The sequence below is a fragment of the Microbacterium sp. 3J1 genome, assembly GCF_001049495.1.
In the GTDB taxonomy this organism is placed as follows: Bacteria; Actinomycetota; Actinomycetes; order Actinomycetales; family Microbacteriaceae; genus Microbacterium.
Genome location: NZ_CDWI01000011.1, coordinates 924,983 through 951,590, shown reverse-complemented (window position 1 = coordinate 951,590; position 26,608 = coordinate 924,983). Strand labels below are relative to the sequence as shown.

The 26,608-nt window shown below is 67.8% G+C and carries 30 protein-coding genes and 3 tRNA genes; 14 read left to right on the top strand and 19 right to left on the bottom strand.

Translation table 11 applies throughout. The features are described from left to right. The first annotated feature begins 38 nt into the window (after positions 1 to 38). A complete protein-coding gene (locus BN2660_RS13635; RefSeq protein WP_091233073.1) occupies positions 39 to 362 on the top strand; it encodes a DUF7882 family protein in 324 nt (107 codons plus the stop codon). A gap of 14 nt (positions 363 to 376) precedes the next feature. Here the strand turns inward: BN2660_RS13635 and BN2660_RS13630 are convergent. Together BN2660_RS13630 and BN2660_RS13625 are read right to left on the bottom strand one after the other, a co-directional pair. After that, a tRNA-Ile gene (locus BN2660_RS13630) sits at positions 377 to 450 on the bottom strand. A 30-nt stretch (positions 451 to 480) separates the two neighbouring features. Beyond that, the gene (locus BN2660_RS13625; RefSeq protein ID WP_091233070.1) at positions 481 to 1,017 is read right to left on the bottom strand and encodes a gamma carbonic anhydrase family protein; all 537 of its coding nucleotides are present in this window, start codon (positions 1,015 to 1,017) and stop codon (positions 481 to 483) included. Between the two features lie 141 nt (positions 1,018 to 1,158). Here BN2660_RS13625 and BN2660_RS13620 point away from each other — a divergent pair, with 141 nt between their 5' ends. Continuing rightward, entirely contained in the window at positions 1,159 to 1,644 is a 486-nt protein-coding gene (locus BN2660_RS13620) for a Dps family protein (RefSeq protein WP_091233067.1), read from the top strand. A 59-nt stretch (positions 1,645 to 1,703) separates the two neighbouring features. On the opposite strand, the gene BN2660_RS13615 is transcribed toward BN2660_RS13620, so the two are convergent. Genes BN2660_RS13615 through BN2660_RS13595 form a run of 5 tightly spaced genes read right to left on the bottom strand, consistent with a single transcriptional unit; the run spans position 1,704 to position 6,583 of the window. Next, the gene (locus BN2660_RS13615; RefSeq protein ID WP_091233064.1) at positions 1,704 to 3,200 is read right to left on the bottom strand and encodes an amidohydrolase; all 1,497 of its coding nucleotides are present in this window, start codon (positions 3,198 to 3,200) and stop codon (positions 1,704 to 1,706) included. Next, positions 3,197 to 3,838: an FMN-binding negative transcriptional regulator gene (locus BN2660_RS13610; protein WP_091233061.1), complete on the bottom strand. Its 642-nt coding sequence runs from the start codon at positions 3,836 to 3,838 to the stop codon at positions 3,197 to 3,199. The genes BN2660_RS13615 and BN2660_RS13610 overlap by 4 nt, the downstream gene beginning before the upstream one ends. A 23-nt stretch (positions 3,839 to 3,861) precedes the next feature. Then, complete coding sequence (locus BN2660_RS13605) at positions 3,862 to 4,875, bottom strand: Fpg/Nei family DNA glycosylase (protein ID WP_091233056.1); 1,014 nt, start codon at positions 4,873 to 4,875, stop codon at positions 3,862 to 3,864. 1 nt (position 4,876) lies between these two features. Next, a complete protein-coding gene (locus tag BN2660_RS13600) occupies positions 4,877 to 5,362 on the bottom strand; it encodes a ribose-5-phosphate isomerase (RefSeq protein WP_091233053.1) in 486 nt (161 codons plus the stop codon). A gap of 36 nt (positions 5,363 to 5,398) precedes the next feature. Continuing rightward, positions 5,399 to 6,583: a ferrochelatase gene (locus BN2660_RS13595; protein ID WP_091233050.1), complete on the bottom strand. Its 1,185-nt coding sequence runs from the start codon at positions 6,581 to 6,583 to the stop codon at positions 5,399 to 5,401. Between the two features lie 124 nt (positions 6,584 to 6,707). Here BN2660_RS13595 and pepN point away from each other — a divergent pair, with 124 nt between their 5' ends. The 4 genes from pepN (at position 6,708) to BN2660_RS13575 (ending at position 12,520) form a co-directional block, all read left to right on the top strand. After that, complete coding sequence (gene pepN / locus BN2660_RS13590; RefSeq protein ID WP_091233047.1) at positions 6,708 to 9,260, top strand: aminopeptidase N; 2,553 nt, start codon at positions 6,708 to 6,710, stop codon at positions 9,258 to 9,260. 88 nt (positions 9,261 to 9,348) lie between these two features. After that, positions 9,349 to 10,419 (top strand): mechanosensitive ion channel family protein, encoded by a 1,071-nt coding sequence (locus tag BN2660_RS13585; RefSeq protein WP_091233045.1) that lies wholly within the window; start codon positions 9,349 to 9,351, stop codon positions 10,417 to 10,419. Further along, a complete protein-coding gene (locus tag BN2660_RS13580) occupies positions 10,416 to 10,865 on the top strand; it encodes a globin (RefSeq protein ID WP_091233042.1) in 450 nt (149 codons plus the stop codon). The genes BN2660_RS13585 and BN2660_RS13580 overlap by 4 nt, the downstream gene beginning before the upstream one ends. Then, positions 10,862 to 12,520, top strand: coding sequence for an FAD-binding dehydrogenase (locus BN2660_RS13575; protein ID WP_091233040.1), 1,659 nt, complete (start codon positions 10,862 to 10,864; stop codon positions 12,518 to 12,520). The genes BN2660_RS13580 and BN2660_RS13575 overlap by 4 nt, the downstream gene beginning before the upstream one ends. A gap of 25 nt (positions 12,521 to 12,545) precedes the next feature. Here the strand turns inward: BN2660_RS13575 and BN2660_RS13570 are convergent, their stop codons facing one another. Further along, positions 12,546 to 13,217, bottom strand: a complete 672-nt coding sequence (locus tag BN2660_RS13570) for a DUF8185 domain-containing protein (protein ID WP_091233037.1) — start codon at positions 13,215 to 13,217, stop codon at positions 12,546 to 12,548. Between the two features lie 50 nt (positions 13,218 to 13,267). Here BN2660_RS13570 and BN2660_RS13565 point away from each other — a divergent pair, with 50 nt between their 5' ends. Then, complete coding sequence (locus tag BN2660_RS13565; RefSeq protein WP_091233034.1) at positions 13,268 to 14,155, top strand: acyl-CoA thioesterase; 888 nt, start codon at positions 13,268 to 13,270, stop codon at positions 14,153 to 14,155. Positions 14,156 to 14,248: 93 nt separating this feature from the next. Here BN2660_RS13565 and BN2660_RS13560 read toward each other — a convergent pair whose 3' ends face one another. The 4 genes from BN2660_RS13560 to ssb form a co-directional block, all read right to left on the bottom strand. Beyond that, entirely contained in the window at positions 14,249 to 14,737 is a 489-nt protein-coding gene (locus BN2660_RS13560; protein ID WP_091233030.1) for an acyl-CoA thioesterase, read from the bottom strand. 7 nt (positions 14,738 to 14,744) lie between these two features. Next, positions 14,745 to 16,424, bottom strand: coding sequence for an energy-dependent translational throttle protein EttA (gene ettA / locus BN2660_RS13555; protein ID WP_091233028.1), 1,680 nt, complete (start codon positions 16,422 to 16,424; stop codon positions 14,745 to 14,747). Positions 16,425 to 16,538: 114 nt separating this feature from the next. Then, positions 16,539 to 17,030 carry a DUF6993 domain-containing protein gene (locus BN2660_RS16655; RefSeq protein WP_176697197.1) on the bottom strand — a complete coding sequence of 164 codons (492 nt, stop codon included), beginning with the start codon at positions 17,028 to 17,030 and terminating at the stop codon, positions 16,539 to 16,541. A gap of 82 nt (positions 17,031 to 17,112) precedes the next feature. Further along, the gene (gene ssb, locus BN2660_RS13545) at positions 17,113 to 17,679 is read right to left on the bottom strand and encodes a single-stranded DNA-binding protein (RefSeq protein WP_091233025.1); all 567 of its coding nucleotides are present in this window, start codon (positions 17,677 to 17,679) and stop codon (positions 17,113 to 17,115) included. A gap of 205 nt (positions 17,680 to 17,884) precedes the next feature. Between ssb and BN2660_RS13540 the strand changes: the two genes are divergently transcribed. After that, positions 17,885 to 18,154: a hypothetical protein gene (locus BN2660_RS13540; protein WP_091233022.1), complete on the top strand. Its 270-nt coding sequence runs from the start codon at positions 17,885 to 17,887 to the stop codon at positions 18,152 to 18,154. Between the two features lie 20 nt (positions 18,155 to 18,174). On the opposite strand, the gene BN2660_RS13535 is transcribed toward BN2660_RS13540, so the two are convergent. Beyond that, positions 18,175 to 18,247, bottom strand: a tRNA-Arg gene (locus tag BN2660_RS13535). Positions 18,248 to 18,304: 57 nt separating this feature from the next. Here BN2660_RS13535 and orn point away from each other — a divergent pair. The 6 genes from orn (at position 18,305) to BN2660_RS13505 (ending at position 20,956) form a co-directional block, all read left to right on the top strand. Continuing rightward, a complete protein-coding gene (orn, locus tag BN2660_RS13530) occupies positions 18,305 to 18,931 on the top strand; it encodes an oligoribonuclease (RefSeq protein ID WP_091233018.1) in 627 nt (208 codons plus the stop codon). A 36-nt stretch (positions 18,932 to 18,967) separates the two neighbouring features. Next, positions 18,968 to 19,043: transfer RNA gene (locus BN2660_RS13525), tRNA-His, on the top strand. Positions 19,044 to 19,157: 114 nt separating this feature from the next. After that, positions 19,158 to 19,787 carry a LysE family transporter gene (locus tag BN2660_RS13520; RefSeq protein ID WP_091233015.1) on the top strand — a complete coding sequence of 210 codons (630 nt, stop codon included), beginning with the start codon at positions 19,158 to 19,160 and terminating at the stop codon, positions 19,785 to 19,787. 37 nt (positions 19,788 to 19,824) lie between these two features. Next, a complete protein-coding gene (locus BN2660_RS13515) occupies positions 19,825 to 20,175 on the top strand; it encodes a metallopeptidase family protein (protein WP_176697196.1) in 351 nt (116 codons plus the stop codon). After that, a complete protein-coding gene (clpS, locus tag BN2660_RS13510) occupies positions 20,172 to 20,465 on the top strand; it encodes an ATP-dependent Clp protease adapter ClpS (protein ID WP_091233699.1) in 294 nt (97 codons plus the stop codon). The genes BN2660_RS13515 and clpS overlap by 4 nt, the downstream gene beginning before the upstream one ends. Then, positions 20,462 to 20,956, top strand: a complete 495-nt coding sequence (locus BN2660_RS13505) for a DUF2017 family protein (protein ID WP_091233007.1) — start codon at positions 20,462 to 20,464, stop codon at positions 20,954 to 20,956. The genes clpS and BN2660_RS13505 overlap by 4 nt, the downstream gene beginning before the upstream one ends. 47 nt (positions 20,957 to 21,003) lie before the next feature. Here BN2660_RS13505 and BN2660_RS13500 read toward each other — a convergent pair whose 3' ends face one another. The 6 genes from BN2660_RS13500 to gatC are packed head-to-tail and all read right to left on the bottom strand — an operon-like array spanning position 21,004 to position 26,562. Next, positions 21,004 to 21,585: a nucleoside/nucleotide kinase family protein gene (locus tag BN2660_RS13500; RefSeq protein WP_091233004.1), complete on the bottom strand. Its 582-nt coding sequence runs from the start codon at positions 21,583 to 21,585 to the stop codon at positions 21,004 to 21,006. After that, a complete protein-coding gene (locus tag BN2660_RS13495) occupies positions 21,569 to 21,886 on the bottom strand; it encodes a hypothetical protein (protein ID WP_091233001.1) in 318 nt (105 codons plus the stop codon). The genes BN2660_RS13500 and BN2660_RS13495 overlap by 17 nt, the downstream gene beginning before the upstream one ends. Before the next feature lie 37 nt (positions 21,887 to 21,923). Then, positions 21,924 to 23,180, bottom strand: coding sequence for a DNA polymerase IV (gene dinB / locus BN2660_RS13490; RefSeq protein WP_091232998.1), 1,257 nt, complete (start codon positions 23,178 to 23,180; stop codon positions 21,924 to 21,926). A 51-nt stretch (positions 23,181 to 23,231) separates the two neighbouring features. Further along, entirely contained in the window at positions 23,232 to 24,749 is a 1,518-nt protein-coding gene (gatB, locus tag BN2660_RS13485; RefSeq protein WP_091232995.1) for an Asp-tRNA(Asn)/Glu-tRNA(Gln) amidotransferase subunit GatB, read from the bottom strand. Further along, entirely contained in the window at positions 24,749 to 26,266 is a 1,518-nt protein-coding gene (gene gatA, locus BN2660_RS13480) for an Asp-tRNA(Asn)/Glu-tRNA(Gln) amidotransferase subunit GatA (RefSeq protein ID WP_091232991.1), read from the bottom strand. The genes gatB and gatA overlap by 1 nt, the downstream gene beginning before the upstream one ends. Continuing rightward, positions 26,263 to 26,562, bottom strand: coding sequence for an Asp-tRNA(Asn)/Glu-tRNA(Gln) amidotransferase subunit GatC (gene gatC / locus BN2660_RS13475; RefSeq protein ID WP_091232985.1), 300 nt, complete (start codon positions 26,560 to 26,562; stop codon positions 26,263 to 26,265). Before gatC ends, gatA begins: the two co-directional genes overlap by 4 nt. Positions 26,563 to 26,608: the final 46 nt, after the last annotated feature.

Genomic DNA, 26,608 nt, shown 5'->3' with positions numbered 1-26,608 from the left:
AAACAGCCCGCGCGCGCGGCACACGTAGATTCCGAGACATGGGTTCTCTCTTTTACGGCGCCTCAGAGCCGATCCAGATCGACGACAGGGCTCTCGCACACCTCAAGGTCGTCGTCGCCACGAAGCTCCGCCGGAACGAGAGCTTCACGCTGTCCTGGAGGCACCCGGACGGCCAGCAGCAGGGGCGATCGACCATCTGGCTGCACCCCTCGATCCCGCTGCGCTTCGTCTTCCAGGAGTCGGAGACGCCGGAGCTCAGCCGACGCTGGATCGAGGAGCTCGCCCACTCGGCCAACTCGAGCGGCGGCATCACCCTCATCGACGAGCACCTCGAACTCGCGGAGCCCGCCGACGAATCGTGACACCGGTCACACGGTAGGGCGGGCGGGACTTGAACCCGCGATCGTTGGGTTATGAGCCCACTGCCTTAACCAGCTTGGCCACCGCCCCGTGCTCCCCAGCCTAGCGGGGACGACAGCCTCAGATCTTCGTCGCGGCGGCGTGGGTGGCGAGATGCGAGAGGTAGATCTCCGCGTTGCGGATCAGCCCCGCTCGCTCCTCGTCCGTCAGCGCTCTGCGCACCTTCGCGGGGACGCCCGCGACGAGGCTCCCATCCGGGATCACGGCGTCGCCGAGCACGACCGCGCCCCCGGCGACAAGGCAGCCCTGGCCGATCACCGCGCCGCTCAGCACCACCGCCCCCATCCCGATGAGAGAACCGTCACCGATCGTGCAGCCGTGCACGACGGCGTTGTGCCCGATCGAGACCTTCGCGCCCACCACCACCGAATGGTCGACGTCCACGTGCACCGACACGTTGTCCTGCACGTTGCTGCCGTCGCCGATGACGATCGCGGCGGAGTCGCCGCGCAGGACGGCGTTGTACCAGACACTGGCCTCGGCTCCGAGTGCGACGTCCCCGACGACTCGCGCACCGTCGGCGATGAAGGACGCTGGATCGATGGTCGGGGTTCTTCCGGGTAGTGCGAGAACGGATGCTCCGGCGGCGATGGTCATGAGGTGAGACTACCCTCACACCCCTGTCCTGCCGCGTGATTACGCGGGACTAAGCCCAGCCTTCGCTTGCTTGCGGAATGTTCCAGGCTGAGTAGCGTTGTCTTCATCAGACATGCAGACGACCACTCCTGAGGAGTCAAGATGAGCAAGGCACACACCGTTTCCACCACCGCGAGCGACCCGACCGTGGCAGCCGCAGCCGCCCAGTTCCTCTCCCCCGTCGTCCTCGGCCTCCAGGCCCTCACCATCAACGGCAAGCAGGCGCACTGGCACGTCCGCGGCGCCAACTTCGTCGGTGTGCACGAGCTGCTCGACACGATCGTCGACCACGCCGGCGAGTTCGCCGACACCGCCGCAGAGCGCATCGTCGCACTCGGCCTGCCGATCGACGCGCGTGTCAGTTCGGTCGCGGCCAAGGGCAGCTCCACCTCGGTTCCGGCCGGCTTCACGCAGTCCGACGAGCTCGTCCGCGCAGTGATCGCCGACATCGACGCGATCCTCATCGACGCGAAGTCGGCGATCGAGGGCCTCGACGAGGTCGACCTCACGAGCCAGGACGTGGCGATCGAGATCGTTCGCGGGCTCGAGAAGGACCGCTGGTTCCTCGTGTCGCACATCGCCGCCTGAGAGATCCGCACGACGAAGGGCACCGGGCGTCGCCCGGTGCCCTTCGTCGTGCCCGGTGATCACGAGGCGTGCGTGATCCGCCCCTCGAGGAGCGTGACGGTGACCGGCATCCCGCGCAGCTCCGCGCCGGACGCCGTCAACGGGTCGAGACCCGTGATCGCGATGTCCGCGGGCTGTCCGGGCCGCAGGGACGTCCGGGCGCTCGCCCGCAGCGCCTGAGCGGCGGTCAGTCGCTCCTCGGGGTGCCAGGGTCCGCGGTCGTCGTCCGTGCGGGTGACGGCCGCCGCCATCGCCTGCCACGGGTCCAGCGCCGCCACCGGCGCATCGGATCCGAGGCGGAGATCGACCCCGGCATCGCGCAACGCCCCGAGCGGATAGCCGATCGACGTCTGCTCGGCCCAGAGCCGACCGACGATGTCCCGGTCGTCGAGGGCGTGCTGGGGCTGCACGCTGGCGACGACGCCCAATCGCGCGAACCGAGCCAGATCACCGTGTCTGACGAGCTGAGCGTGCTCGATCGTGCCGACGGCCTCCGTCGTGGTGAACGCGTCCAGGGCCGCGGTCACGGCACGATCCCCGATCGCGTGCACGGCGACGGAGAGCCCCGCGGCGGTCGCCGTGGTCAACAGCGCCGTCAGCTCGGCGGGCGGGACGGTGAGCACTCCGAAGTTCCCCGGATCCCCGGAGTACGCGTGCGAGCAGGCAGCGGTCCGGGTTCCCAAGGAGCCGTCGCTGATGATCTTCAGCGGCCCGACCCGGATCAGCCCGCGACCGGCGGATGGGGCATCCGCATCCTCTCTCAGGTCGCCGGTCTGGAGGCCCTCGTCGATCGCGCGTCGAAGATCGAAGGGGTAGATCGAGAACTCGACCCGGTGCGCGGCGAAGCCGGACGCGACCCTGCGCGGCCACGCGTCGGCGTTCCAGGCCATGTCGAAGTCGACCAGGCCGGTGACGCCGCGCATCGCCGCACGTTCCCCGGCCGCCAGGACAGCCGCGTCACCGCGGGCCGCGTCCACGGCGTTGAGGCGCCGAGAGATCTCGAAGGCATCCTCCTCCCGCAGCACGCCGTCGGGGCTCACGTAGCCCTCCAGACGCAGGGCGGCCGAGTTGAGCCAGGTGCTGTGGACGTCCGCATTGATCAGATACGTCGGGGTCTCACCGGTCCTCTGATCGATGAGGTCCAGCGTCGGAGCATCCGCCCAGATCGCGTCGCGGTAGCCGGCGCCCACCTTGCGACCGTCCGGGAGCGGCGGAGCCGCCGCCATGATCCCTGCCGCCTGGGCCGCGGATTCGGCAGAGCCGAGCGAAACCCGCTCCGCGGCCAGCGCCCACTGCACGGTGTGGACGTGGTTGTCCCAGAGACCGGGCACCGCCCACGCGCCGGCCGTGTCGAGGACCTCTCCTCGTGTCCGAAGTGCCCCCGTCGGCGCGATGTCCGCGATCGTGCCGTCCTCGATGAAGATGTCGACCGGTTCGTCGTCGACGAGGAACTCGCGCCCTTCTCCAGCGATGCGCACGGCGACGATGGTGCCCACCAGATCCCCGACCTGTGTCACGACGATGTCCTCGTCCGTGCACGCTGCGCGCGGCGCATCTCCTGCGCCAGCGCCGGGTGCGCGTAGGGCCCGTCGCCCTCCAGCTCGGCGACGACCGTCTCCACGACCTCCGGCGCCTTGTTCTGGCTCAGTTTCCGCTTCGCGACCACCCGCGTCGGTGTCAGTCGGAATCCGACGGTGCCTGCGGCCAGGCGCGCGACGAAGGCCGGATCGTTCGGTCGCTCCCACATGCGCCGGGGCTCTGGCATCTGACCTTCGAAGCGATCGACGAGGCGATCCAGCACGGCGAGGTTCTCCTCCTCGCTCAGGATCTCCGGCACGCCTGCCAGATGGACGGCGACGTAGTTCCAGGTCGGGACCGCCGGCACGTCGCCGTACCAGCCCGGCGAGATGTACCCGTGGGGCCCCTGGAACACGATGAGGAGCTCTCCGTCTCCGAGACCGTGGATGAGGTCATCCGGCCTGCCCACGTGTCCGACGACCGTCAGGTCGTCTCGATCCACGTCGAGGAGGACGACGTAGTGGGATGAGACGAGCCCGTCCGCGCCGACGCTGACGATGGTCGCCCAGGGGTTCGCGTCGATGACTCGGCGCATCTCCCCCACGTCGGCGAGCGTGAAGCTGGGATTCTGGCGCATCCTCCCAGCCTATGACCGGCACGTCACGCTTGGCAGCGAGGACACCAGTAGAGCTTGCGTGCGCCGATCTCCTCCAGGGCGATCTCGGTGCCGCACACGCGGCAGGGCAGACCCGCGCGATGATAGACCCAGTGACGGTCGTCTCGGCTCGCCATAGCCGCCCGGTACTGCGTGGGCGTCAGGTCGTCCATCGTCATCATCTGCCCGGTCTCGACGCCGATCGCGAGGAGCCGCACCCAGTCATGCCACAGCGCCCGCACCACGTCCTCGGGCACGTCGCGGCCGGGGGTATGGGGATTCAGGCGCTGCCGGAACAGCATCTCGGCGCGGTAGACGTTGCCGATGCCGCTGACCACGGCCTGGTCCATCAGGAGCAGAGCGATGACGGTCTGCTTCTTCCGCACGGCGCGCACGAAGCGCTCCTCGTTGTGCGCCGGGTCACCGACCAGTGGATCCGGCCCGAGCTTCGCGATGGTCGCCAGCATCTCGTCGGGTGTCTGCAGCACACAGGCGGTCGGGCCGCGCAGGTCCGCTGCCGTGAGATCCGTCATCAACCGCAGTCGCACCTGGCCGACCACCGGCGGAGGCCACTCGGTCCCCTCGTCGGCGAGGCCCTTCGTCTGCTCCGACATCCGTACGTGCACGCGGGTGCGCCGTGGTGCACCGATCGAGGCCAGGGAGTTCTCCCCGGCATCGTCGAGGATGGCGTCCTCGACAGCGTCGTCATCGAGAGTGGTCCCCCGTTGATTCGTCTGGCCCATGCGCCCGTTCGACGAGGCGATGGTCGGATCGACGAGGATCTCGCCCGCGAAATCCCAGGCTCCGTACAGACCGAGGTGCACGCGCAGCCAGATGTCGCCCTCCGCCTCGAGGAACATCTGCTTGCCGACCGCCTGCACGCTCATGGCCTCACGTCCGTCGAGGATCGCGGCACCCTCGGCGAAACGCCCCTGCGGGCTGGAGGCGCGCATCGTCCTGCCGACGAAGTTCCGGTCGAACTGCCGGGCGATGCGGTGGACGGAATGGCCCTCGGGCATGTCAGGCCCGAGGATCCGGGAGCAGCGAGCCGTCGTGCTCGAAGGCGGCGATCTGTCCGATGCGACGGATGTGGCGCTCCTCCTGCGAGAACGGCGTGGCGATGAACGTGTCGATGAAGGAGATGACCTCGTCGAACGTGTGCTGACGGGCGCCGATCGAGATCACGTTCGCATCGTTGTGCTCGCGGGCGAGTTCGGCAGTCGACGTGTTCCAGACGAGCGCCGCGCGCACGCCCTCGACCTTGTTCGCGGCGATCTGCTCGCCGTTGCCCGATCCGCCGAAGACGACGCCCAGCGTTTCGATGCCCTCGGCCTGGTCGGTCACGACCGCCTGGGCTGCCCGGATGCAGAAGGCGGGATAGTCATCCAGCGCGTCGTATTCGACCGGACCGTGGTCGACGACCTCGTGCCCCGCGCTGCGCAGGTGGTCCTGCAGCTGGGTGGAGAAGTCGAGACCGGCGTGATCGGTGGCGATATGGATGCGCATGGCTTCCATCCTAGAAGCGCGGCTGTCAGCGCGGCATCACGGAGCGACGCCGGCTGCGGCCGGCTTGAACCCTGCCCGCACGTTCTCGCAGCAGCCGGGACGGCACACGTCGAATCCGCCGGGGAGGGCCGTGACGTGGGGTCGCTCCTCGTTCGGACGTCCGTCGAGGCGCTCCTGGATGAGGTCGACGATGCCCGCGACGAAGGTGGGCGCCACTCCCGGGGTCGGGGTGCGGGTGAAGGCCAGGCCCGCTTCCTCCGTGGCTTCCGCCGCTTCGGTGTCGAGGTCCCAGAGCACTTCCATGTGGTCGCTCATGAAGCCGACGGGCACGACCGCGACCGCCTTGCGGCCGCGCTCGGGCAGCTCGCCGATGACATCGCACACGTCCGGCTCCAGCCACGGCTGGGACGCGGGGCCCGAGCGGGACTGGTAGACGAGCTCCCACGACACGTCCGCCGCCTCGGGCACGGAGGCGCGAACGCGATCCATCACCCAGGCGGCGACGGCGAGGTGCTGTGCCGCGTAGGCACCGCCCTCGCCCCAGTCGATGTCCCGTGCGCCCGACCGCTCGGCGTCGGCGGTGGGGATGCTGTGCGTGGAGAACAGGATCTGGATGTCCGCGGGCGCGATGCCGTCGGCGAGGAACCTCTCGATCGCCTCACGCACTCCGGTCTCGAAGGACTCGACGAAACCGGGGTGATCGTAGAACGGCCGGATCTTGTCGATCGTGACGGTCTCGCCCAGACCCGTCTCCTGCAGGACCCGAGCGAAGTCCTCGCGGTACTGCCGGCAGCTCGAGAACGAGCTGTACGCGCTGGTGGCGAAGGCGAGGAGCGTCCGGTGCCCGTGCTCGGCGGCCTCGGTCACGACCTCCTCGAGGTACGGGCTCCAGTTGCGGTTGCCCCAGTAGACGGGGAGGTCGATGCCGCGACGCGCGAGCTCGCCCTCCAGCGCCTCCTTGAGAATGCGGTTCTGCCCGTTGATCGGGCTCACTCCGCCGAAGTGCCGGTAGTGATGCGCGACCTCCTCGAGCCGCTCGTCCGGGATGCCGCGTCCGCGCGTGACGTTGCGGAGGAAGGGGATCACGTCCTCCTGGCCCTCGGGCCCGCCGAATCCGGCGAGGAGGATGGCGTCGTAGGCCGTCGGCGTCGTCACGAACGGCGCCCCGCTCGCAGCGGCAGGAGAGGCAAAGGGGACGATGTTCGGCTCGATCGCAGTCACGCATCCATTCTTTCATCTTCCGGACGTGGGACAGGTCGCCATGCTGGCGTAGGCTGTCATGGTTGCCGTGGGCGCCAACTGCGCTCGGTTACGGCAGCATCCCCTCACCCCTGGGAGTACAGCTGTGCCTGGAGAGAACCTCACCCGCCTCGAAGCGCAGGAGCGCCGCGACGTCGTCGACACCCAGTCGTACGAGGTCTCGCTCGACCTCACGAAGGGTGCTGAGGTCTTCGGCTCCCGCAGCGTCGTGCGCTTCACCGCGACACCGGAGAGCTTCACCTTCATCGACCTGATCGCGCGCGAGGTCCGTGAGATCTCCCTCAACGGCGAGCAGCTGGATCCGGACGAGGTCTTCGCCGACTCTCGCATCGCTCTGGCCGGCCTGCAGGCCGAGAACGTCCTCGTGGTCGACGCGGACTGCCTGTACACGAACACCGGAGAGGGGCTCCACCGTTTCGTCGACCCCGTCGACGGCGAGGTCTACCTCTACTCGCAGTTCGAGGTCCCCGACTCCCGCCGTGTCTTCGCGGTGTTCGAGCAGCCGGACCTCAAGGCGACGTTCCAGTTCACGGTCACCGCGCCGGCGACATGGAAGGTCATCTCCAACTCCCCCACTCCCGAGCCCATCGTGCACGACGACCCCTCCGTGGCGACGTGGGGGTTCGAGCCGACCCCGCGCATCTCGTCGTACATCACCGCTCTCGTCGCCGGACCCTACGAGTCGACCTTCTCAGAGCTCACCAGCGCGTCGGGCCGCGTGATCCCGCTCGGCGTGTACGGCCGCAAGAGCCTGTGGCAGCACCTGGACGCCGACTACATCTTCGACAAGACGCGTGAGGGCTTCGCCTACTTCGAGTCGAAGTTCGGCGTGCCGTATCCCTTCGCCAAGTACGACCAGCTGTTCGTGCCCGAGTTCAACGCGGGCGCGATGGAGAACGCCGGAGCTGTCACGTTCACCGAGACGTACGTGTTCCGCAGCAAGGTGACGGATGCCGTCAAGGAGCGTCGCGTCGTCACGATCCTGCACGAGCTCGCGCACATGTGGTTCGGCGACCTCGTCACCATGAAGTGGTGGAACGATCTGTGGCTGAACGAGTCCTTCGCCGAGTGGGCGTCCACGATCGCGACGGCCGAGGCCACCGAGTGGACCGAGGCGTGGACGACCTTCAACGCCATGGAGAAGACCTGGGCCTACCGCCAGGACCAGCTTCCTTCCACGCACCCGATCGTCGCCGAGATCAACGACCTCGAGGACGTGCAGGTCAACTTCGACGGCATCACGTACGCCAAGGGCGGCTCCGTCCTCAAGCAGCTCGCTGCATGGGTCGGCATCGAGGAGTTCTTCGCGGGCGTCTCCCAGTACTTCCAGAAGCACTCCTGGGGCAACACCGAGCTGAGCGACCTCCTCGTGGAGCTCGAGGCCACCAGTGGTCGCGACCTCAGCACCTGGTCGAAGAAGTGGCTCGAGACCGCCGGTGTGAACACGCTCGAGCCGGTGATCGCCGAGGATGCGGACGGAAAGATCTCGCGGTTCGCGGTGACCCAGACCGCTCCGGCCGACTACCCGACCATCCGCCCCCACCGTCTGGGAATCGGCTTCTACTCGCTGGAGAACGGCTCGCTGGTTCGCACTCACTACGCCGAGGTTGATGTCGACGGCGACCGCACGGAGATTCCGGAGCTGCACGGCATCACGCGGCCCGACCTGGTGCTGCTGAACGACAACGACCTCGCCTACGCGAAGATCCGCCTCGACGACCGGTCCCTCGCGACCGCGATCGCCCACCTCGCCGACATCAGCGACCCGCTCGCCCGCTCCCTCGTGTGGGGTGCGGCCTGGGATCAGACCCGGGATGCCGAGAGCGCGGCATCGGACTACATCGACCTCGTGCTCGGCAACATCGGCCGCGAGACCGAGTCGACGACGGTGCGCACGACGCTCGCGCAGCTCCGCACCGCGGCCACCCTCTACGTCACTCCTGAGAACCGTCTCGCCGCGCGTCACAAGGTCGCCGACGGCCTGTGGGCCCTCGCTGAGGGCGCCGAGTCGGGGAGCGACAGCCAGCTCCAGTTCGTCACGGCGTTCGCCGGGTCGCTCGTCACCCCCGACCATGCGGGGATCGTCGGTCGTCTGCGCTCGGGCGAGGAGAGCCTGCCGGGACTCGAGATCGACGCGGACCTGAACTGGCAGCTCCTCGTCGGGTTGGCGACGATCGGCGCGACGGATGCCGCGACCATCGACGCCGCCCTCGCCGCCGACAACACCGCGAAGGGTGCGGAGTTCGCCGCTCAGGCGCGCGCGGCCCTGCCCGACTCCGCATCGAAGAAGGCCGCCTGGGCCTCGCTGATCGAACGGGACGATGCCCCGAACACCATCGTGCGGTCCGCGGCTCTCGGGTTCGTGCACCCGGCGGGTGCAGAGGCCCTGCGCGAGTTCGTGCCCGCGTACTTCGACATGCTGCTCCCCATCTGGGATGCCCGGACGTACCAGATCGCCCAGTACCTGGTCGTCGGCCTCTTCCCGACCGCGATCGCCGACGTCGAGCTCCGCGATTCCACCCGAGGTTGGCTCGCCGCCCACCAGGATGCCCCGCCGGCGCTCCGTCGACTCGTGCTCGAGAACCTCGCCGACGTCGAACGTGCCCTGGCGGCCCAGGCGCGCGACGCGGAGGACTGAGACCCCGGGCCTCATCCCGCTTCGATCGATCGGGCCTCTGCGCGGCGCTTCCAGCCTGCGCAGAGGCCCGATCGCTACCCTGGAGGGGATGATGCTTCCAATCGACACCACCGAACCCCCTGTTGAGCAGGTCGTCACCTGGTGGACGCAGACGCTCGGCATTCTGAGGGACGTCGGATTCCAGGCACTCGGGGTCGTGGCGATCATCGGCGGGTGCATCCTCATCGGGCTCGTCCTCAGAGTGGTCATCCGCCGGGTCGTCCACCGGATCGTCGACAGTGCGAAGAGCAAGGCCGAGGTCGACGACACGCAGGCCCTCGAACGCTCTCCGCTCGCGGACATGAGGCTGGTGCAGCGCACGCGCACGCTGGGCACGATCCTGCAGAACATCGTCAACGTGATGCTCGTCGTCATCGCGATCGTGCTCGTGGTGAACCATCTCGCTCCGACGCTGCTCGGTTCGCTCACGCTCCTCACGGCCGCGGTCGGCGCCGGCCTCGGCTTCGGCGCCCAGAACATCGTCAAGGACGTGCTGAACGGCATGTTCATCGTCGCGGAGGACCAGATCGGCATCGGCGACGTCGTCGACCTCGGGCTCGCGACCGGTGTCGTCGAATACGTGAGCGTTCGCATCACGCAGGTCAGGGACGTCAACGGCACCCTCTGGTACGTCCGCAACGGCGAGGTGACGCGCATCGGCAACATGTCGCAGGGATGGGCTCGCGCGATCATCGACATCGGCGTCCCGCTGGACTCCGATCTCGACCAGGTCGAGCAGACGATGCTCGAGACAGCGCAGACTCTCGCGAAGGACCCGAAGTGGCGCACCCGGATCATCGAGAAGCCCGAACTCTGGGGTCTCGAGTCGATCGGCGGAGACGCACTCGTGGTGCGGCTCGTCATCAAGGCCCGTGCGAACGCCAAGGACGATGTCGCGCAGGAATTGCGCAAGCGTCTCCGCTCGGCGCTGCTCGAGAAGGAGATCGGTCTGCCCAGCATGGAGACGGTGATCCCGACCGGACTCGACGGCGCCCGACGCGTGCGCGGTGCCAACCCGCCCAGGACGCGACCCAATGCGGTGACCGGTGTGCCCGTGATTCCCGACCGCGGCATCTGGCGGCGTAAGAAGACCAACGATGACGGGAGCACCCAGAAGTGAGCTTCTACGACGAGGTCGGCGGACGCGAGACGTTCGCACGTATCGTCTCGGTCTTCTACCGCGAGGTCGCGGCGGATCCCGTCCTCAAGCCGATGTACCCCGAAGACGACCTCGGCCCCGCCGAGGAGCGCCTCCTGCTGTTCCTCGAGCAGTACTGGGGCGGACCGACCACGTACGGCGAGACCCGGGGGCACCCTCGCCTGCGGATGCGCCACATGCCGTTCCACGTCGACCCCGATGCCCGCGATCGTTGGCTCCGTCACATGCGGACCGCGCTCGACGAGGCCCGGTTGTCGCCCCTGCACGAATCCACACTGTGGGACTACCTCGAGCGCGCGGCGTATGCCATGGTGAACACATTCGAGCCGTCCGGCATCGGCACCGCCGCTGCCGGACGCCCCACGCTCGAGACCCGCTCACGTCAGGAATCACCGGAGACCCCATGACGAAATCGCCCCTGTCTGCAGACGTTCTGGTCATCGGATGGGGGCTCGCGGGTCTCGTGGCCGTCGGGGAAGCCCTGCGCGCAGGCCGACGGGTGATCCTGGTCGACCAGGAGCCGCGGACCGACTTCGGAGGTCAGGCCTGGTGGTCGTTCGGCGGGCTGTTCTTCATCGACTCCCCCGAGCAGCGGCGTCTGGGGATCAAGGATTCCCTCGCACTCGCTTCGCAGGACTGGTTCGGCACAGCCGGATTCGACCGCGAAGAAGATCAGTGGCCGCGGCGTTGGGCGGAGGCGTACCTGGACTTCGCCGCTGGCGAGAAGCGCGCCTGGCTGCACGAGCGCGGGATGCGGTTCTTCCCGGTCGTCGGGTGGGCCGAGCGCGGCGGCTACGGCGCGCTGGGCCCGGGCAACTCGGTTCCCCGCTTCCACATCACCTGGGGCACCGGACCCGGGGTGGTCGCCCCGTTCGCCGCGGCGGCCGAACAGGGTGAGCGCGAAGGACGGCTGACCATCCTCCCGCGGCACCGTGTCACCGAACTCGTCACCACGGACGGAGCCGTGACCGGCGCACGCGGCAGCATTCTCGCCTCCAGCGCCGCCTCCCGTGGGGAGCAGTCGTCCCGCGAGGTCATCGGCGAGTTCGAGATCGCTGCGGGCTCCACGATCGTGAGTTCCGGCGGGATCGGCGGCAACCACGACCTCGTGCGGGCTGCGTGGCCGACCTCCCTCGGGACCCCGCCGCAGCACATGCTCAGCGGTGTCCCGGCGTACGTGGACGGGTCGATGCAGGCGGTGTCCGAGTCCGCGGGGGCGCGGCTCATCAACGGCGATCGGATGTGGCACTACGTCGAGGGGATCACGAACTGGGATCCCGTGTGGCCTTCGCACGGCATCCGGATCCTCCCCGGGCCATCCTCGCTGTGGCTCGACGCGACCGGCAGACGGCTGCCGGTTCCGCTCTTCCCCGGTTTCGACACTCTCGGCACGCTCGCCCATCTGCGTGCCACGGGCCACGACCACTCGTGGTTCGTCACATCACGGCAGATCGTCGAAAAGGAGTTCGCCCTCTCCGGCAGTGAGCAGAACCCCGATCTGACGGGCAAGGACGTGGGACTCCTCCTCCGCTCCCGTCTCGCCAAGGGGCCTACCGGACCCGTGCAGTCCTTCCTCGACGAAGGCGAGGACTTCATCGTCGAGAACGACCTGGAGTCGCTGCTCGAGCAGATGAAGGCGCACGAGGGAGGGGACGCACTCGACATCGAGCAGGTCCGACGCGAGATCGTGGCGCGAGACCTGGAGATGGAGAACGACTTCACGAAGGATTCTCAGATCGGGATGCTGCGGTCGATGCGCGGCTACCGCGGCGACAAGCTGATCCGGACGGCTGCGCCCCATCGTCTGCAGGACCCCTCAGCCGGCCCGATGATCGCCGTAAAGCTCCATGTGCTGACCCGGAAGTCGCTGGGCGGAATCCACACCGATCTGGACGGTCGTGCCCTCGACGCGGGCGGTCGGCCGATCGCGGGCCTCTACGCCGCCGGTGAGGCGAGCGGGTTCGGTGGCGGCGGCATGCACGGCTACCGGGCGCTGGAGGGGACATTCCTCGGAGGATGCCTGTTCTCCGGCCGGCAGGCCGGGCGAGCGGCCGCACGCTGACGTCGGGGTCTGGTGAGACGCGCGATCACACCGGCTCTGCGGAACCGGTGCCCCGCACGGCGGTCAGCCCGGTAGCCATCGGGCCTCGAGAGAGGACGTGTCCTCGACGGAATGCGAGCCGGCTCCAGCGACCCGATCGCGTGACCACCACATCCTCCTCCCCGGAGATGAAGCCGAAGGCGTCTGCGGCGAAGGCGACGCCCCGCGGAAGGTCGGCGAGGTCCGGATCCGGTTCGCCCCACACCGAGGCCCGCAGTGCACGAACGGCCTCCTCCCCCGATCCGAGCCCGGCGCCGCGAGCGACGGCGCTGATGCCCCACTGCGCCCGCTGCGCGATGACGGACGCCGGAAGGCTCGCGACCACTTCCCACCGTTCGCGGGGAGGTGACACGCCCGCCCAGGCAGGCGACAGTCCCGTGTCCGGGAAGTCCAGTGTTCGCGGGTCTTCGGTGGGCGAGAGCGAAGCCACCACCACATCGCATTCGAGCTCGGGATCAGCATGGACGATGCGCATCGCGAGCACGGTGGGCGTGTGGTCGAACAGGCCCTGCGGTGCGAGAGCCGCCGCGGTGAGCGCCAACACGCCTCGGGCGGCCTGAAGGCGCACGCCCTCTTCCGAGATGCGGGCAGCTCGACCGACGAAGGTCAGGACGTCTCGGGTGGTGTCGTTGTCGGCGAGAAGGAGCTGGTGCGGCACACCCCCTAAACTATCAAGGCCGCATCTACCGCAGTCGCGGGAAGGAAGTCATGACCGCCGACGAACACGCGACCCGCACCGTCGCACAGCTCCTGGCCGTCCTGGACCTCGACTCGACGCAGGCGAGGACGACGGAGGACATCTTCACCGGATCGTCGCATCCGATGCCGTCCGGGCGCATCTACGGCGGACAGGTGCTTGCGCAGAGCCTGCTCGCGGCCGAGCGCACTCTGCCCGAGAACCGCGCTGTCCACTCGATGCACGGTTATTTCCTGCGCCCCGGCGACGCGAGCAACGGGATCACGATCGCCGTGGACCGGATCCATGACGGTCGCTCGTTCTCGACGCGCCGCTCGCAGGCCTATCAGAACGGCGTCCCGATCTTCTCGATGATCGCCTCGTTCCAGGATGACGACCCGGGACTCGAGCACGCGATACCCATGCCCGACGGCGTGCCGGCGCCGGACTCGCTCCTTCCCGATGAGCAGCGAGTCGACGGGTTGCCACCGGGCACGGCTCGGATGCTCAGCGATCGTGCGGCGGACATACGGCACATCGAAGGACCGCTGTTCCTCCCCAGCGACGATGCCCGTGTACCCCGGCAAGGGGTCTGGATGCGGATGCGCGCTCCTCTACCGGATGACCAGCGGATCCATCGGGCCGCGCTGGCCTATCTCAGCGACATGACGATCCAGGAGTCGATCCTGCGCGCGCACGGCGTGTACTGGGCGCTGCCGGGGCTCAAGGTCGCGAGCCTCGACCATGCGATGTGGTGGCATCGTCCTGCACGGGTGGACGAGTGGCTCCTGTACGTCCAGGAGTCTCCGAACGCTCGCGGCGGCCGCGGGTTGGCACAGGGGCGCATCTACTCCGAGGCGGGCGACCTCGTGGCATCGGTCGCGCAGGAGATCATGATCAGAGTGCCGTCGCAGGACTGATCACCCGGCGGGTGCCGCCTGACGATGCAGGGATGTCCTGCGCACCCTCGGCTGTCGCCGGTGCCGCAGCGCAGCGGCCCGGGCGCACGGTGATCAGCGGTGTGTGTACTCGATCGACGGTCCGACGTAGGGCTCCCACGCGTCGCGCATCTCCTGCGTCAGTCTGGTGGGTCGGCCGGTCTTCGCGTCGACGAGCACGATGATCGCCGTCGAGCGTGCGTACAGTTCGCGCGGTTCGGCGGACGGGTCGTTGTGCACCTCGTAGCAGACCTCGACGCTCGAACCGCCCAGCTTGCCGAACCACATCTGCACCTCGAGCGGCCGACGCTGATATGGCACCGGGGCGAGGTACTCGATCTCCTGGCGGGCGATGAGGGTCAGGACGCCCTCATCGATGCCGGAGTCGAGGACGGCAGTCGCAGGGGCCTGCTCACCGGGACCCGCTCGCCAGAAGGCGCGAACCCGCGCCTCCTCGAGCAGTTTCAGCATCGAGGTGTTGTTGACGTGGTTGAACGCGTCCAGATCCCCCCAGCGGAGGTTGATCGGGATGTGCAGGCGGGGCCCCGGCGACGACTCGGACATCGACGGCTCAGTCGCGCGTCAGCTTGCGGTGCGTCGACCGGTGCGGCTTGGCGGCGTCCGGACCGAGGCGCTCGATCTTGTTCTCCTCGTACGCCTCGAAGTTGCCCTCGAACCAGTACCACTGATCGGGCTTCTCGTCCGTGCCCTCGTAGGCCAGGATGTGCGTTGCGATGCGGTCGAGGAACCACCGGTCGTGGGTGATGACCACGGCGCATCCCGGGAACTCGAGCAGTGCGTTCTCCAGCGAGCTGAGCGTCTCGACGTCGAGGTCGTTGGTCGGCTCATCGAGAAGGAGCAGGTTGCCGCCCTCCTTCAGAGTCAGGGCGAGGTTCAGCCGGTTGCGCTCGCCGCCTGACAGGACGCCGGCCTTCTTCTGCTGGTCAGGCCCCTTGAACCCGAACTTCGAGACGTAGGCGCGCGAGGGGATCTCGGTCTTGCCGACCGTGATGAAGTCGAGGCCATCGGAGACGACCTCCCACAGCGTCTTGTTCGGGTCGATGTTGGATCGCGACTGGTCGACGTAGCTGATCTTCACGGTCTCGCCGATCTTCAGGTCTCCTCCGTCCAGCGGCTCGAGACCGACGATCGTCTTGAACAGGGTCGTCTTTCCGACCCCGTTCGGGCCGATCACGCCGACGATGCCGTTCGGCGGCAGGCTGAAGCTCAGACCGTCGATGAGCGACCGCCCGTCGAAACCCTTCTTCAGCTTCTTCGCTTCGATCACGACACTGCCGAGGCGAGGACCCGCCGGGATCTGGATCTCCTCGAAGTCGAGCTTCCGGGTCCGCTCCGCCTCTGCAGCCATCTCCTCGTAGCGGGCGAGGCGGGCCTTCGACTTCGTCTGACGCCCCTTGGCGCTCGACCGTACCCAGTCGAGCTCCTCCTTGAGACGCTTGGCGAGCTTCGCGTCCTTCTTGCCCTGGATCTCCAGGCGCTCGCCCTTCTTCTCGAGATAGGTGGAGTAGTTGCCCTCGTAGCCGATGAGACGTCCGCGATCGACCTCCGCGATCCACTCCGCGACGTGATCGAGGAAGTACCGGTCGTGGGTGATGGCGATGACCGCGCCCTTGTATGCCTGGAGGTGCTGCTCGAGCCACAGCACACTCTCGGCGTCGAGGTGGTTGGTGGGCTCGTCGAGAAGCAGGAGGTCGGGCTTCTGGAGAAGCAGCTTGGCGAGTGCCACACGGCGCTTCTCACCACCGGAGAGCGGGGCGATGGCGGCATCGGCTGGCGGGGTGCGGAGCGCATCCATCGCCTGGTCCAGCTGCGAATCGAGGTCCCAGCCGTCGGCGGCGTCGATCTCCTCCTGCAGCGTTCCCATCTCTGCGAGGAGCGCGTCGAAGTCGGCGTCGGGGTCAGCCATCTGCAGCGAGATCTCGTTGAACCGGTCGACCTTGGCCTTGATCGCGATCCCGTCCTGGATGTTCTCGATGACGGTCTTGGACTCGTCGAGCTCCGGCTCCTGCATGAGGATTCCCACGGAGAACCCGGGGGTGAGCTTCGCCTCGCCGTTGGAGGGCGTGTCCAGCCCCGCCATGATCTTCAGGATCGTCGACTTACCGGCGCCGTTCGGACCGACCATGCCGATCTTCGCGCCAGGGAGGAACGACATCGTGACGTCGTCGAGGATGAGCTTCTCGCCCACCGCCTTGCGTGCACGAACCATCGAGTAGATGTACTCAGCCACCGAAAACCGCTCCTTCTGTTGGCATCGAAGATCGACACTCCAGCCTACCGGCCATCCTCACGGAGCCAGTGCGTCCCGATCGATCCCCTGTCGCGGCCGACGTGTTCCCGTCCGTCACCAGTCGATCGCACGGGTGGCGCCGACCAGACAGCGCCCTTCGGCCAGCTGCGGCATCACGAGGGTCACAGGCTCCCCCGTCGACGGCCCGACCTGTCCGACCAGGCACTCGGCGTCGCCCCAGCGCACGGAGAACTGCAGGCTCTCGACCGCATTGCCGACGGTCGTCGCGTCCTGCGTCACCTGCATCGCGGCGCGATCGAAACCCGCGGTCACCAGTGCGTCGATGTAGGCGCGACCGGACCCTCGTTGATCCGATTGCCACACTGTCGACGTCACGGATGCGAAGAGCGGCAGGTTGTCCTCTGCGCTGCCATCCGCCACGTACGCCGGTCGCTGCGGTGCGGCGGACGGGCCGGGAGTCGGCCCGTCACTCGTCATCTCGGGATCGGGCAGCTGTTCGGGGCTGCACGAGACGAGCACGAGTGCCAGTGCGGCGGCGGAGACGACGGCCGCGAGCGAGACGGGGGCGGCCGGTCGTCGAAACACGAGACGAGTCTATGGCCCAGCCCTTCCCCTCCCCCGCGGCCGACCGTCACCGGATGACCCGAAAGCAGGCGATCGACGGCGCTCAGGTGGACGATGACGCGGAAATGGCCGCTTCGAACGCGTCGTCGAAATCGTCCACCCCACCGCCGTCGTTCGAGTCCGTCACCGCCCACGATGTGTCGATCACCCGCTCGTCGGTCGTCTCGGATGACGCCGCATCGGAGCCACCGGCCGGCGCCGCATCGTCGCCCGCCGGCGCCGGGGTGCGGGGCGACTGATCGGTCGCAGTCGAGCGGGAGCTCCGCCGGTAGGCCGTCGTGCCCCAGCGAAGATCGTGGCCGATCGCGTCGGCGTCGATGTCGACGCTCGTCCCCTGCTTTCCGTTGTTCTCCCATGCCCGGATCTTCATCTTGCCCGTGACGATCACGCTGTCGCCGGCGCGCAGCGACGCTTTGGCATGCTCGCCGAGCTGGCGGAACGCGGCGACCGAGTACCAGTTGGTGACGACGTCGACCCAGGTCTGGGTCGATTCGTCGAAACGGCGATGGGTGCTTGCGAGGCGGAAGTTGGTCACCGGGATTCCGCTCGCCGTGCGGCCCTGGGTCGGGTCGGTGGCGACGTTGCCCACGATCGTGATGGTGTCGTGCATGTTGTCTCCTCTTTGGCCCCGGGGCTGCAGCCCGGATGGAAGACATCCTGCGGCAGCCGGCGGCCTCCGAAACGCCCGGCGATCAGCCATTGTGCACAAGTGTCGGAGGTCGTACCTCGTGGAGTAGCAGTGACGCCAGGTGCTCTCGAACGCACCCGGATGAATGTCGGTGGCCGGTCGTATGTTCGGACCAGGAAGGAGAAAGATGTCCGAGAATCTGATCACGTCATCGCCTGAGGTGCCGTTCGCGACACCACGGCTGTCGTCCGCTCGCGAGCACCTCGTCAGAGCATCCGCCCACCTGTGGCGCGTCCAGGATCGCGATGAACGAGTGCTGGGCCACCTGAGGATCATCCCCGACCCGCTCGGCCTCCGCTACCGCGCCGAACGCCTGCACCTCGCCACCGGCGACTTCTGGCTGGTCGGCGACTTCTGGCGACCCGACGATGCGGTCGCTGCGCTGCGGAACGGCTGACGGACCATTCGCCGGGGAAGTGCCCCCGGCAGGATTCGAACCTGCGACCAAGAGATTAGAAGGCTCCTGCTCTATCCCCTGAGCTACGGAGGCGGCAAATCTACCGTACCGCCCCGGGCTCGATGTCGGTGCCGTCGATAGGATGACGACATGGTATCTGCGTCAGAGAACGACCGACTCGTCTGGATCGATTGCGAGATGACAGGCCTCGATCTCGCCGTCGACGAGCTCGTCGAGATCGCCGTCGTCATCACGGACTTCGAGCTCAACCCGGTCGACCCCGGGTTCCAGGTCGTCATCCGGCCGAGCGAAGCGGCTCTCGAGAACATGAACGACTTCGTGACGAAGATGCACGAGACCTCTGGCCTGATCACGGAGATCCCGGAGGGCCTCACCCTTGAGGAAGCCGAGGCTCAGACCCTCGCATACATCAAGAGATTCGCCCCGGTCGAGCGCAAGTCGCCGCTCGCAGGCAACACGATCGGCACCGATCGGATGTTCCTCGCGAAGTACATGCCTCAGGTGGACCAGTGGCTCCACTATCGCAACGTCGACGTCTCCAGCATCAAGGAACTCTCCCGACGCTGGTATCCGCGGGTGTTCTTCCAGGCCCCGGCGAAAGACGGCGGGCACCGGGCGCTCGCCGACATCCTGGAATCGATCCGAGAGCTTCGCTATTACCGCGATGCGGTCTTCGTCGACGAGCCGGGCCCTTCCAGCGACGATGCACGGGAGATCGCGATGCGTACCGTGTCAGAGTTCACCCCGAACATGTAATAGACTCGTCTGGTTGCCAACTCCGGTTGGCACATGGTGGGTATAGCTCAGCTGGTAGAGCGCTGGCTTGTGGTGCCGGATGTCGCGGGTTCGAGTCCCGTTACTCACCCCACGTGAAGAAGGTCCGAGTCGTGAGACTCGGACCTTCTCTGGTTTCCGCTCCCGCTCCGGGTGGCGAGGTCAGCGCCGGTCGTCTGCGCCCCCGCAGGAACTCTAGGATTGCGATGTGTCGCTCGCAGTATGGTTCTCGCTTCTGACCGCCTGCGTGGTGATCAGCTTCACACCGGGCGCCGGTGCGATCAACACGATGTCGAACGCCCTCACACAGGGCTGGCGACGATCCATCTGGGGCATCATCGGGCAGCAGCTCGCCCTCATCGTGCATGTCGTGATCGTCGCCGCGGGTGTCGGCCTTCTCGTCTCACGCTCCGAGGTGCTGTTCAACGTCATCCGGTACACGGGCGCCGTATACCTGGTGTATCTCGGCATCCGGTTGATCCTGACCAGGCCCACCGTCGTCGTCGTCGGCGACGAGGGCGGTGCAGAGGCGTTCGAAGGACATTGGTCGATGATCCGCCGGGGCTTCTGGGTGAACCTCCTCAACCCGAAGGCCATCGTCTTCTTCCTCGCGTTCATCCCGCAGTTCATCCGCTTGGATGAACCACAACTCCCCCAGTACCTCGCCCTCATCATCACGGTCATCATCGTCGACGTCCTCGTGATGTGGGGCTTCTTCGCCGCAGCTGCTCGCCCGTTCAGACGGTTCACGCGCACGGCCGGCGGCCAGCGGATCCTCAACACGATCTTCGGGATCCTCTTCATCGGGGTCGCCGGTCTGCTGCTGCTCCTGCACTGAACGACTGATCCCGGCCATGCTCGGCAATAGGCTGAAGATGATGGAGATGGAAGCAGCGGCATTCGAGGAGCTCGTCGTGGACGAGCTCGATCGCCTGCCCGACGACATGGTGGACGGCCTCGAGAACGTCGTGTTCGTCGTCGAAGATAGGCCTGAGGACGGCAGCCTAGACCTGCTGGGGCTGTATGACGGACTGGCGCTGACCGAGCGCACGCAGTACGGTCTCGGCGAGCTGCCGGATCGCATCGTGGTGTATCGCGAGCCGCACCTGCACCAGTGCGAGACCGAGGACGATCTCCGCGACGAGATCCACACGACCCTCGTCCACGAGATCGCCCACTTCTACGGGATCGACGACGATCAGCTCCACACCCTGGGGTGGGCATGACACCGCTCGCGACGCCCGATCTCGACGAGTCGGTGCATCTCTCGGCTGCGCCTCTCGAGCCCTGGGAGGTCGTCGTCTGGAACGACCCCGTCAACCTCATGAGCTACGTGGTCCGAGTCTTCCGCACCTACTTCGGCTACTCCGCGGAACGAGCCACTCAGCTGATGCTCGCCGTCCACCATGAAGGCCACGCCGTCGTCGCCACCGGACCGAGGGAGACCATGGAGGTGCATGCACAGGCCATGCACGACTACGGCCTGTGGGCGACCGTGCGAAAGGTCGCAGGATGAGCGACGCCGACATCCGAATGCGGATCTCCCGGGTGGAGGGGGCACAGCTGCTGCAGCTCGTGGACGACTTCCGCGATCTGGTCACAGCACGCGATGCCGGCGACCCCGCCGTCGCGAGACTCACTCCCAGCCCCTACCCGGAGGACGACGATGCATCCGCCTCCTTTGCGGACGCCACTCGCCGCGATCTGCTCGACCGACGGATCGCCGATGCGTTCGTCGTTCGGGCCGGACTCGCCGAGCTGGCGGCGGACATCCCACTGCTGACTCAGAAGGAAGCTCTCACCGAACACGAGCTGACGATCAGTATCGAGGACGTCGACGCGTGGATCCGCACCCTCGCTGCCTTGCGGCTCGTGATCGCCTCGCGCCTCGACATCCTCGACGTCGACCTCGAGGTCGACGTCGAGGACGACCCTCGGTACGGCGTCTATGAGTGGTTGGGATACCGGCTCGAAGTCGTCGTGCAGGCTGCCGACTCGCTGCTCTGAGGCGAGCCGGCCGGACGCTCGCCACGCGGCCCTGATGGCGAACCGCGCTACGGAACCTCGACGACCCTGGTCGCCAGTGAGCGCGGATCGTCGCGCGCGATGTGGTGCGCCTCCTGCCGGGCCCATCGTTCCCAGTGGGGGCGATATGCGTCACCATCGCGGGCCAGCGCCCGTGCTTTCCGTCCGAACTCACCGGATTCGACCCACACCCGGATGTCCGCGAGGCGCGCGGCGGCGGGCGTGAGGATGCCGCTGCCCTCGACCACCACCCCGAGCGCCGGGTCGACCGCGTGACTCTCGGCTTCGGTGCCACGCGTCCAGTCCCATCGCTGCCAGGTTCCCCACAGACCACGGCCGTGCGGACGGAGGATGCCGTCCAGGGCCCGCTGCGCGCCCGCATCCAGGCCGTCCCAGCCGGGGTAGAGGGAGTCCAAGGCGATGAGCTGCGTACGGCCCGTGACCGGCCACCGTTCGACCACCGCGCGCGCGAGACTCGTCTTACCTGCGCCGCTCCGGCCATCGATGAGGACGACCGGGTTCGCGGCCGAGACCGCGCGGATGTCGTCGACGATCAGAGCTGCAGCGCGGGAAAGCGCGACCGCGACGGGGTCGTCACTTCTTGAGTGCACGGATGATGCGCGTGAGTGCCCGACCGGTGATCCAGACGAACGGAACTGCGACGACCAGGAGCGTAACGATGTTCGGCTCGAACCGCAGCCCCTCTTCGCGTCGGACGTAGACGCCGACCGGAATCGACACTCCGCCTCCGCCGCCGCCCTCCGCTCCGTCGCCGGTGCCGCCGCCGAAACCGGAGTATGTGAATGCGACCGGCGTGATGCTGACGCCGTCGACGTCCTGCGGCTCGCCGTATGCGCTCTTCACGCCGAGCGACGCGACCTGCTTCCCGAGTTCCAGTGCGATGTTGGACATGCCCCCACGCTAGTCGACGCAAGGCGTGGGCGTGTGGTCAATCCAGCCCGTGTGCCTTGGGATGCTGTGCCGCACCGCGTCCGTCGCTGCGGCCGATGTGCCGCGCCCTGGAGATCATCGATGTCCCGAAGCGTGCCATCGCGTCGTCGAGCGCGCCCTCGACGCGCCGCCAACCCTCGTCGTCGTCCCACAGCCCCAGAGCACCGCCGCCCGCGGGCCGCAGATTCTCAGCCCTCACCCCGATCAGCCGGATGGGGTCGCGACGATCGATCTGCTCGAACAGCGATTGCGCCGCCTCGCCGATGCGTTGGCCGACAGCGGTGGGATCGGCGAGCGTCTGCGATCGGTTCACCGTGCGGAAGTCGTCGAAGCGCACCTTGATCGAGACGGTCGCGGTCTCCCACTCGGCCCTGCGCAGGCGCGACCCGACGCGATCGGCGAGCCGCAGCAGCTCGGCACGGAGGAAGGCACGATCGGTGATGTCCGTATCGAAGGTCTCCTCGTGTCCGATGCTCTTCTCCACGCGCTCGGTCTCGACCTCTCTCGCATCCTCTCCGCGGGCGAGCTGTGCGAGACGCGCGCTGAGCGCAGGTCCGACGGCGCGCCCCAGCACGTCGGGCGACGCTTCGCGGATGTCCCTGATCGTTCGGATCCCTCGCCCCTCCAGCGCCTCGGCGGCCTTCGGCCCGACGCCCCACATGGCCCGCACGGGCCTCGGATCGAGAAACGATTGGGTCTCGCGCGCCGCCACCACCAGCATGCCGTCGGGTTTGGCGATCGTCGACGCCATCTTCGCGACGTGCTTCGTGGCTGCCACACCGACACTGCAGGTGATCCCCACCTCCGCCTCGACCCGCGCACGCACGAGCCTGGCGACCTGGGAGGGACTCCCCCACAGGCGACGCACTCCCTGCACGTCCAGGAAGGCCTCATCGACGGACAGCGGTTCGACGAGGGGCGTGAACGACTCGAAGATCGCCATGACCTGCCGCGAGACGGCCTGATAGCGGTCGAAGTGCGGCGGCACGATGCGCGCGGTCGGACACAATCTCATCGCCTGGGACACCGGCATCGCGGCTCTGACACCGTAGCGCCGAGCCTCGTACGAAGCGCTGGAGACGACGGAGCGTCCTTCCGGAGCTCCGATGATGATCGGAAGACCCCGCAGGCTCGGATCGTCGAGCACCTCTACGGCCGCGTAGAACGCGTCCATGTCCACATGGAGGATGCGCGTCCCGGTGTCGTCGACGTCGGCGTCGGAGACGATCCTCCCTCTGCCGTCGCCGTGTCCCATGAGTCCATTCTCCCTCGGACACCTGACACGGGGTCCGAGGGAAGATGTCGACTACTGCGCCGCGCGTTCGAGGACGAGCTCGCGGACACGAGCTGCGTCCGCCTGGCCCTTCATCGCCTTCATCACGGCACCGATGACTGCTCCGGCAGCCTGCACCTTGCCGTCCTTGATCTTGGCGAGGACGTCGGGCTGCGCCGCGAGCGCCTCATCGATCGCGGCGATGAGCGCGCCGTCGTCCGACACGACCGCGAGTCCGCGACCGTCGACGACCTCCTGCGGCGTGCCCTCGCCGGCGATGACACCCTCGAGCACCTGGCGGGCCAGCTTGTCGGTGAGCGTCCCGGCATCCACGAGCTGCTGCAGCGCTGCGACGTTCGCCGGGCTCACGAGCTCGACGACGTCCTTCTCCTGCGCATTGGCGAGTCGCGTGAGTTCTCCTGTCCACCACTTGCGGGCAGCCGCCGGGGTCGCACCCGCGGCGATCGTCTCCTCGACCACATCGAGCAGGCCGCCGTTGCGGACGTCCTGGAACTCGAGGTCGGTGAAGCCCCATTCCGCCATCAGACGACGACGGCGGGCCACGGGGAGCTCGGGAAGCTCGGCGCGCAGATCCTCGATCAGCTGCGCCGCCGGCTCGACGGGCAGCAGATCAGGCTCCGGGAAGTAGCGATAGTCATCGGCATCCGACTTCGGGCGTCCCGGCGAGGTGGTGCCTGTGTCCTCGTGCCAGTGGCGCGTCTCCTGCGTGATCGTGCCGCCGTCGGCGAGGATCTGCGCCTGGCGCTGGATCTCGTAGCGAACGGCGCGCTCGACCGAGCGCATGGAGTTGACGTTCTTCGTCTCGGTGCGCGTTCCGAGCTTCTCCTGGCCACGGGGACGCAGCGACACGTTGGCGTCGCAACGCAGGTTCCCGCGCTCGAGACGGGCCTCTGAGATGCCGAGGCTGCGCACGATGTCGCGGATCGTCGCGACATACGCCTTCGCGACCTCCGGCGCTCTGTGCTCGGTGTCGAAGATCGTCTTGGTGACGATCTCGACGAGCGGCACACCCGCGCGGTTGTAGTCGACCAGCGAGTACTCGGCGCCCTGGATGCGTCCGGTCGCGCCACCCATGTGGGTGAGCTTGCCGGCGTCCTCCTCCATGTGCGCCCGCTCGATCGGGATCTGCACGATGGTGCCGTCCTCCAGCTCGACCTCGACGGAACCCTCGAAGGCGATCGGCTCGTCGTACTGCGAGATCTGGTAGTTCTTGCCGAGGTCCGGGTAGAAGTAGTTCTTCCTCGCGAACCGGCTGGACTCCGCGATGGAGCAGCCCAGCGCGAGGCCGAGGCTGATCGACGAACGGATCGCCGTCTCGTTCACGACGGGCAGCGATCCGGGCAGACCGAGGTCCACGGGAGCGATCAGTGTGTTCGGCTCGGCGGCGTGGTAGGCCTCGTTGGCCGGGTTCGGAGCGTCCGAGAACATCTTCGTGTTGGTGTTGAGCTCGACGTGCACCTCGAATCCGAGGACCGGCTCGAACAGCTCGAGCGCCCTGTCGAAGTCCATGAGCTTGGCGGCGGCGGCCATCAGCGGGTTCCTCCCACGAGCTGGGGGGCGCGCGTCAGAAGCGGCGCTCCCCATGAGTCGAGCAGCACGGTCTCGAGCGCCGCGCCGACCTTGTACAGACGGGCATCCTCGCGAGCGGGGGCGATGAACTGGATGCCGACGGGCAGACCGTCCTCGGCGGCCAGGCCGCTGGGGATCGAGATCCCGGGCACGCCCGCGAGGTTCACCGGGATCGTCGTGATGTCGTTCAGGTACATCTGCAGGGGATCGTCGACCTGCTCGCCGATCTTGAACGCGGTCGTCGGCGCGGAGGGCGTCGCGATGACGTCCACATCGGCGAAGGCGTTCGCGAAGTCCTGCTGGATGAGGGTGCGGACCTTCTGTGCGCTGCCGTAGTACGCGTCGTAGTAGCCCGCGGAGAGCGCATAGGTCCCGAGAATGATGCGGCGCTTGACCTCGTCGCCGAAGCCGGCGTCGCGGGTGGCGGACATGACGTCCTCGACCGTGGCGCCCCCCTCCGGGGTGACGCGGAGGCCGAAGCGCACCGAGTCGAACTTGGCCAGGTTGCTCGACGCCTCGGCCGGGAGGATCAGGTAGTACGCGGCGACCCCGTACTCGAAGTGCGGTGCACCGATCTCCACGATCTCCGCGCCCTGCGCCTCCATGAGCGCGAGCGCGCTGCGGAACGACTCGGCGACGCCGGGCTGGAACCCGCTGTCGGGAAGCTCGCGGATGACTCCGACCTTGAGCCCCTTGAGCACGTCTCCGCGTGCGCCCTCGCGTGCAGCGTCTGCGAAAGAGGGCCACTGGTCGCGCAGCGACGTGGAATCCTTGGGGTCGTGACCGCCGATCGCGTCGTGGAGGAGTCCGGCGTCGAGCACCGTGCGTGTCACGGGGCCCACCTGGTCGAGGCTGGACGCGAGTGCGATCGCGCCGTAACGGCTCACGCCGCCGTAGGTCGGCTTCACGCCGACGGTGCCGGTCACGTGCGCCGGCTGACGGATGGACCCGCCTGTGTCGGATCCGAGGGCGAGCGGCGCCTCGAAGGCCGCGACGGCCGCAGCGGATCCGCCGCCCGAACCGCCGGGGATCCGATCCAGGTCCCAGGGGTTGCGGGTCGGACCATAGGCGGAGTGCTCGGTCGATGAGCCCATCGCGAACTCGTCCATGTTCGTCTTGCCGAGCGGGATGAGTCCGGCAGCACGGGAACGGGCCACGACCGTGGCGTCGTACGGCGAACGGTAGCCCTCGAGGATGCGCGACCCACTGGTGGTCGGCTGGTCGGTGGTGACGAGCACGTCCTTGATCGCGAGCGGCACGCCGGCGATCGGACCGAGCTCCTCGCCGGCTGCGCGCCGTGCATCGACCGCGGCCGCCGCCTCGAGCGCGCCCTCGTTCACGTGGAGGAACGCGTGGACGTCGCCGTCCACGGCAGCGATGCGATCGAGGTGCGCCTGCGTCGCCTCCACGCTCGAGATCTCGCGCGAGGAGAGCTTGTCCGCCAGCTCCGCCGCGGTCAGACGGATGATGTCGCTCACTGTTCTTCTCCCAGGATCGCGGTGACGCGGAACCGGCCATCGGCCTGATCCGGTGCATTCTGAAGCACCTGCTCGTGGGTGAGGGTCTCCCCCACGACATCAGGACGGAAGACGTTGCTCAGCGGGATCGGGTGGCTGGTGGCGACGACGTCGGCCGTTGCGACCGTTGACACCTTCGCGATGTTGTCGACGATGGCGTCGAGCTGGCCGGTGAGCCGCGTCACCTCGTCGTCGTTCAGCTGGATGCGCGCGAGCACGCCGAGATGGCGCACTAGATCAGGGGTGATTTCAGACACGAGCCAAGTCTACTCAGCGCGCCCGACGTCGCCCGCAGCCGGGTGA

What these genes read in the sequence shown, in the direction of transcription:
- BN2660_RS13585 (WP_091233045.1), top strand. Translation starts at nt 9,349, where the DNA reads ATGATGCTTCCAATCGACACCACCGAACCCCCTGTTGAGCAGGTCGTC.
- BN2660_RS13540 (WP_091233022.1), top strand. Translation starts at nt 17,885, where the DNA reads ATGTCCGAGAATCTGATCACGTCATCGCCTGAGGTGCCGTTCGCGACA.
- BN2660_RS13495 (WP_091233001.1), bottom strand. Translation starts at nt 21,886, where the DNA reads ATGTCCAACATCGCACTGGAACTCGGGAAGCAGGTCGCGTCGCTCGGC.
- BN2660_RS13625 (WP_091233070.1), bottom strand. Translation starts at nt 1,017, where the DNA reads ATGACCATCGCCGCCGGAGCATCCGTTCTCGCACTACCCGGAAGAACC.
- BN2660_RS13505 (WP_091233007.1), top strand. Translation starts at nt 20,462, where the DNA reads ATGAGCGACGCCGACATCCGAATGCGGATCTCCCGGGTGGAGGGGGCA.
- BN2660_RS13560 (WP_091233030.1), bottom strand. Translation starts at nt 14,737, where the DNA reads ATGTCCGAGTCGTCGCCGGGGCCCCGCCTGCACATCCCGATCAACCTC.
- dinB (WP_091232998.1), bottom strand. Translation starts at nt 23,180, where the DNA reads ATGGGACACGGCGACGGCAGAGGGAGGATCGTCTCCGACGCCGACGTC.
- BN2660_RS13515 (WP_176697196.1), top strand. Translation starts at nt 19,825, where the DNA reads ATGATGGAGATGGAAGCAGCGGCATTCGAGGAGCTCGTCGTGGACGAG.
- BN2660_RS13575 (WP_091233040.1), top strand. Translation starts at nt 10,862, where the DNA reads ATGACGAAATCGCCCCTGTCTGCAGACGTTCTGGTCATCGGATGGGGG.
- ssb (WP_091233025.1), bottom strand. Translation starts at nt 17,679, where the DNA reads ATGCACGACACCATCACGATCGTGGGCAACGTCGCCACCGACCCGACC.
- BN2660_RS13605 (WP_091233056.1), bottom strand. Translation starts at nt 4,875, where the DNA reads ATGCCCGAGGGCCATTCCGTCCACCGCATCGCCCGGCAGTTCGACCGG.
- BN2660_RS13600 (WP_091233053.1), bottom strand. Translation starts at nt 5,362, where the DNA reads ATGCGCATCCATATCGCCACCGATCACGCCGGTCTCGACTTCTCCACC.
- BN2660_RS13610 (WP_091233061.1), bottom strand. Translation starts at nt 3,838, where the DNA reads ATGCGCCAGAATCCCAGCTTCACGCTCGCCGACGTGGGGGAGATGCGC.
- BN2660_RS13620 (WP_091233067.1), top strand. Translation starts at nt 1,159, where the DNA reads ATGAGCAAGGCACACACCGTTTCCACCACCGCGAGCGACCCGACCGTG.
- BN2660_RS13565 (WP_091233034.1), top strand. Translation starts at nt 13,268, where the DNA reads ATGACCGCCGACGAACACGCGACCCGCACCGTCGCACAGCTCCTGGCC.
- gatB (WP_091232995.1), bottom strand. Translation starts at nt 24,749, where the DNA reads ATGGCCGCCGCCGCCAAGCTCATGGACTTCGACAGGGCGCTCGAGCTG.
- clpS (WP_091233699.1), top strand. Translation starts at nt 20,172, where the DNA reads ATGACACCGCTCGCGACGCCCGATCTCGACGAGTCGGTGCATCTCTCG.
- BN2660_RS13635 (WP_091233073.1), top strand. Translation starts at nt 39, where the DNA reads ATGGGTTCTCTCTTTTACGGCGCCTCAGAGCCGATCCAGATCGACGAC.
- orn (WP_091233018.1), top strand. Translation starts at nt 18,305, where the DNA reads ATGGTATCTGCGTCAGAGAACGACCGACTCGTCTGGATCGATTGCGAG.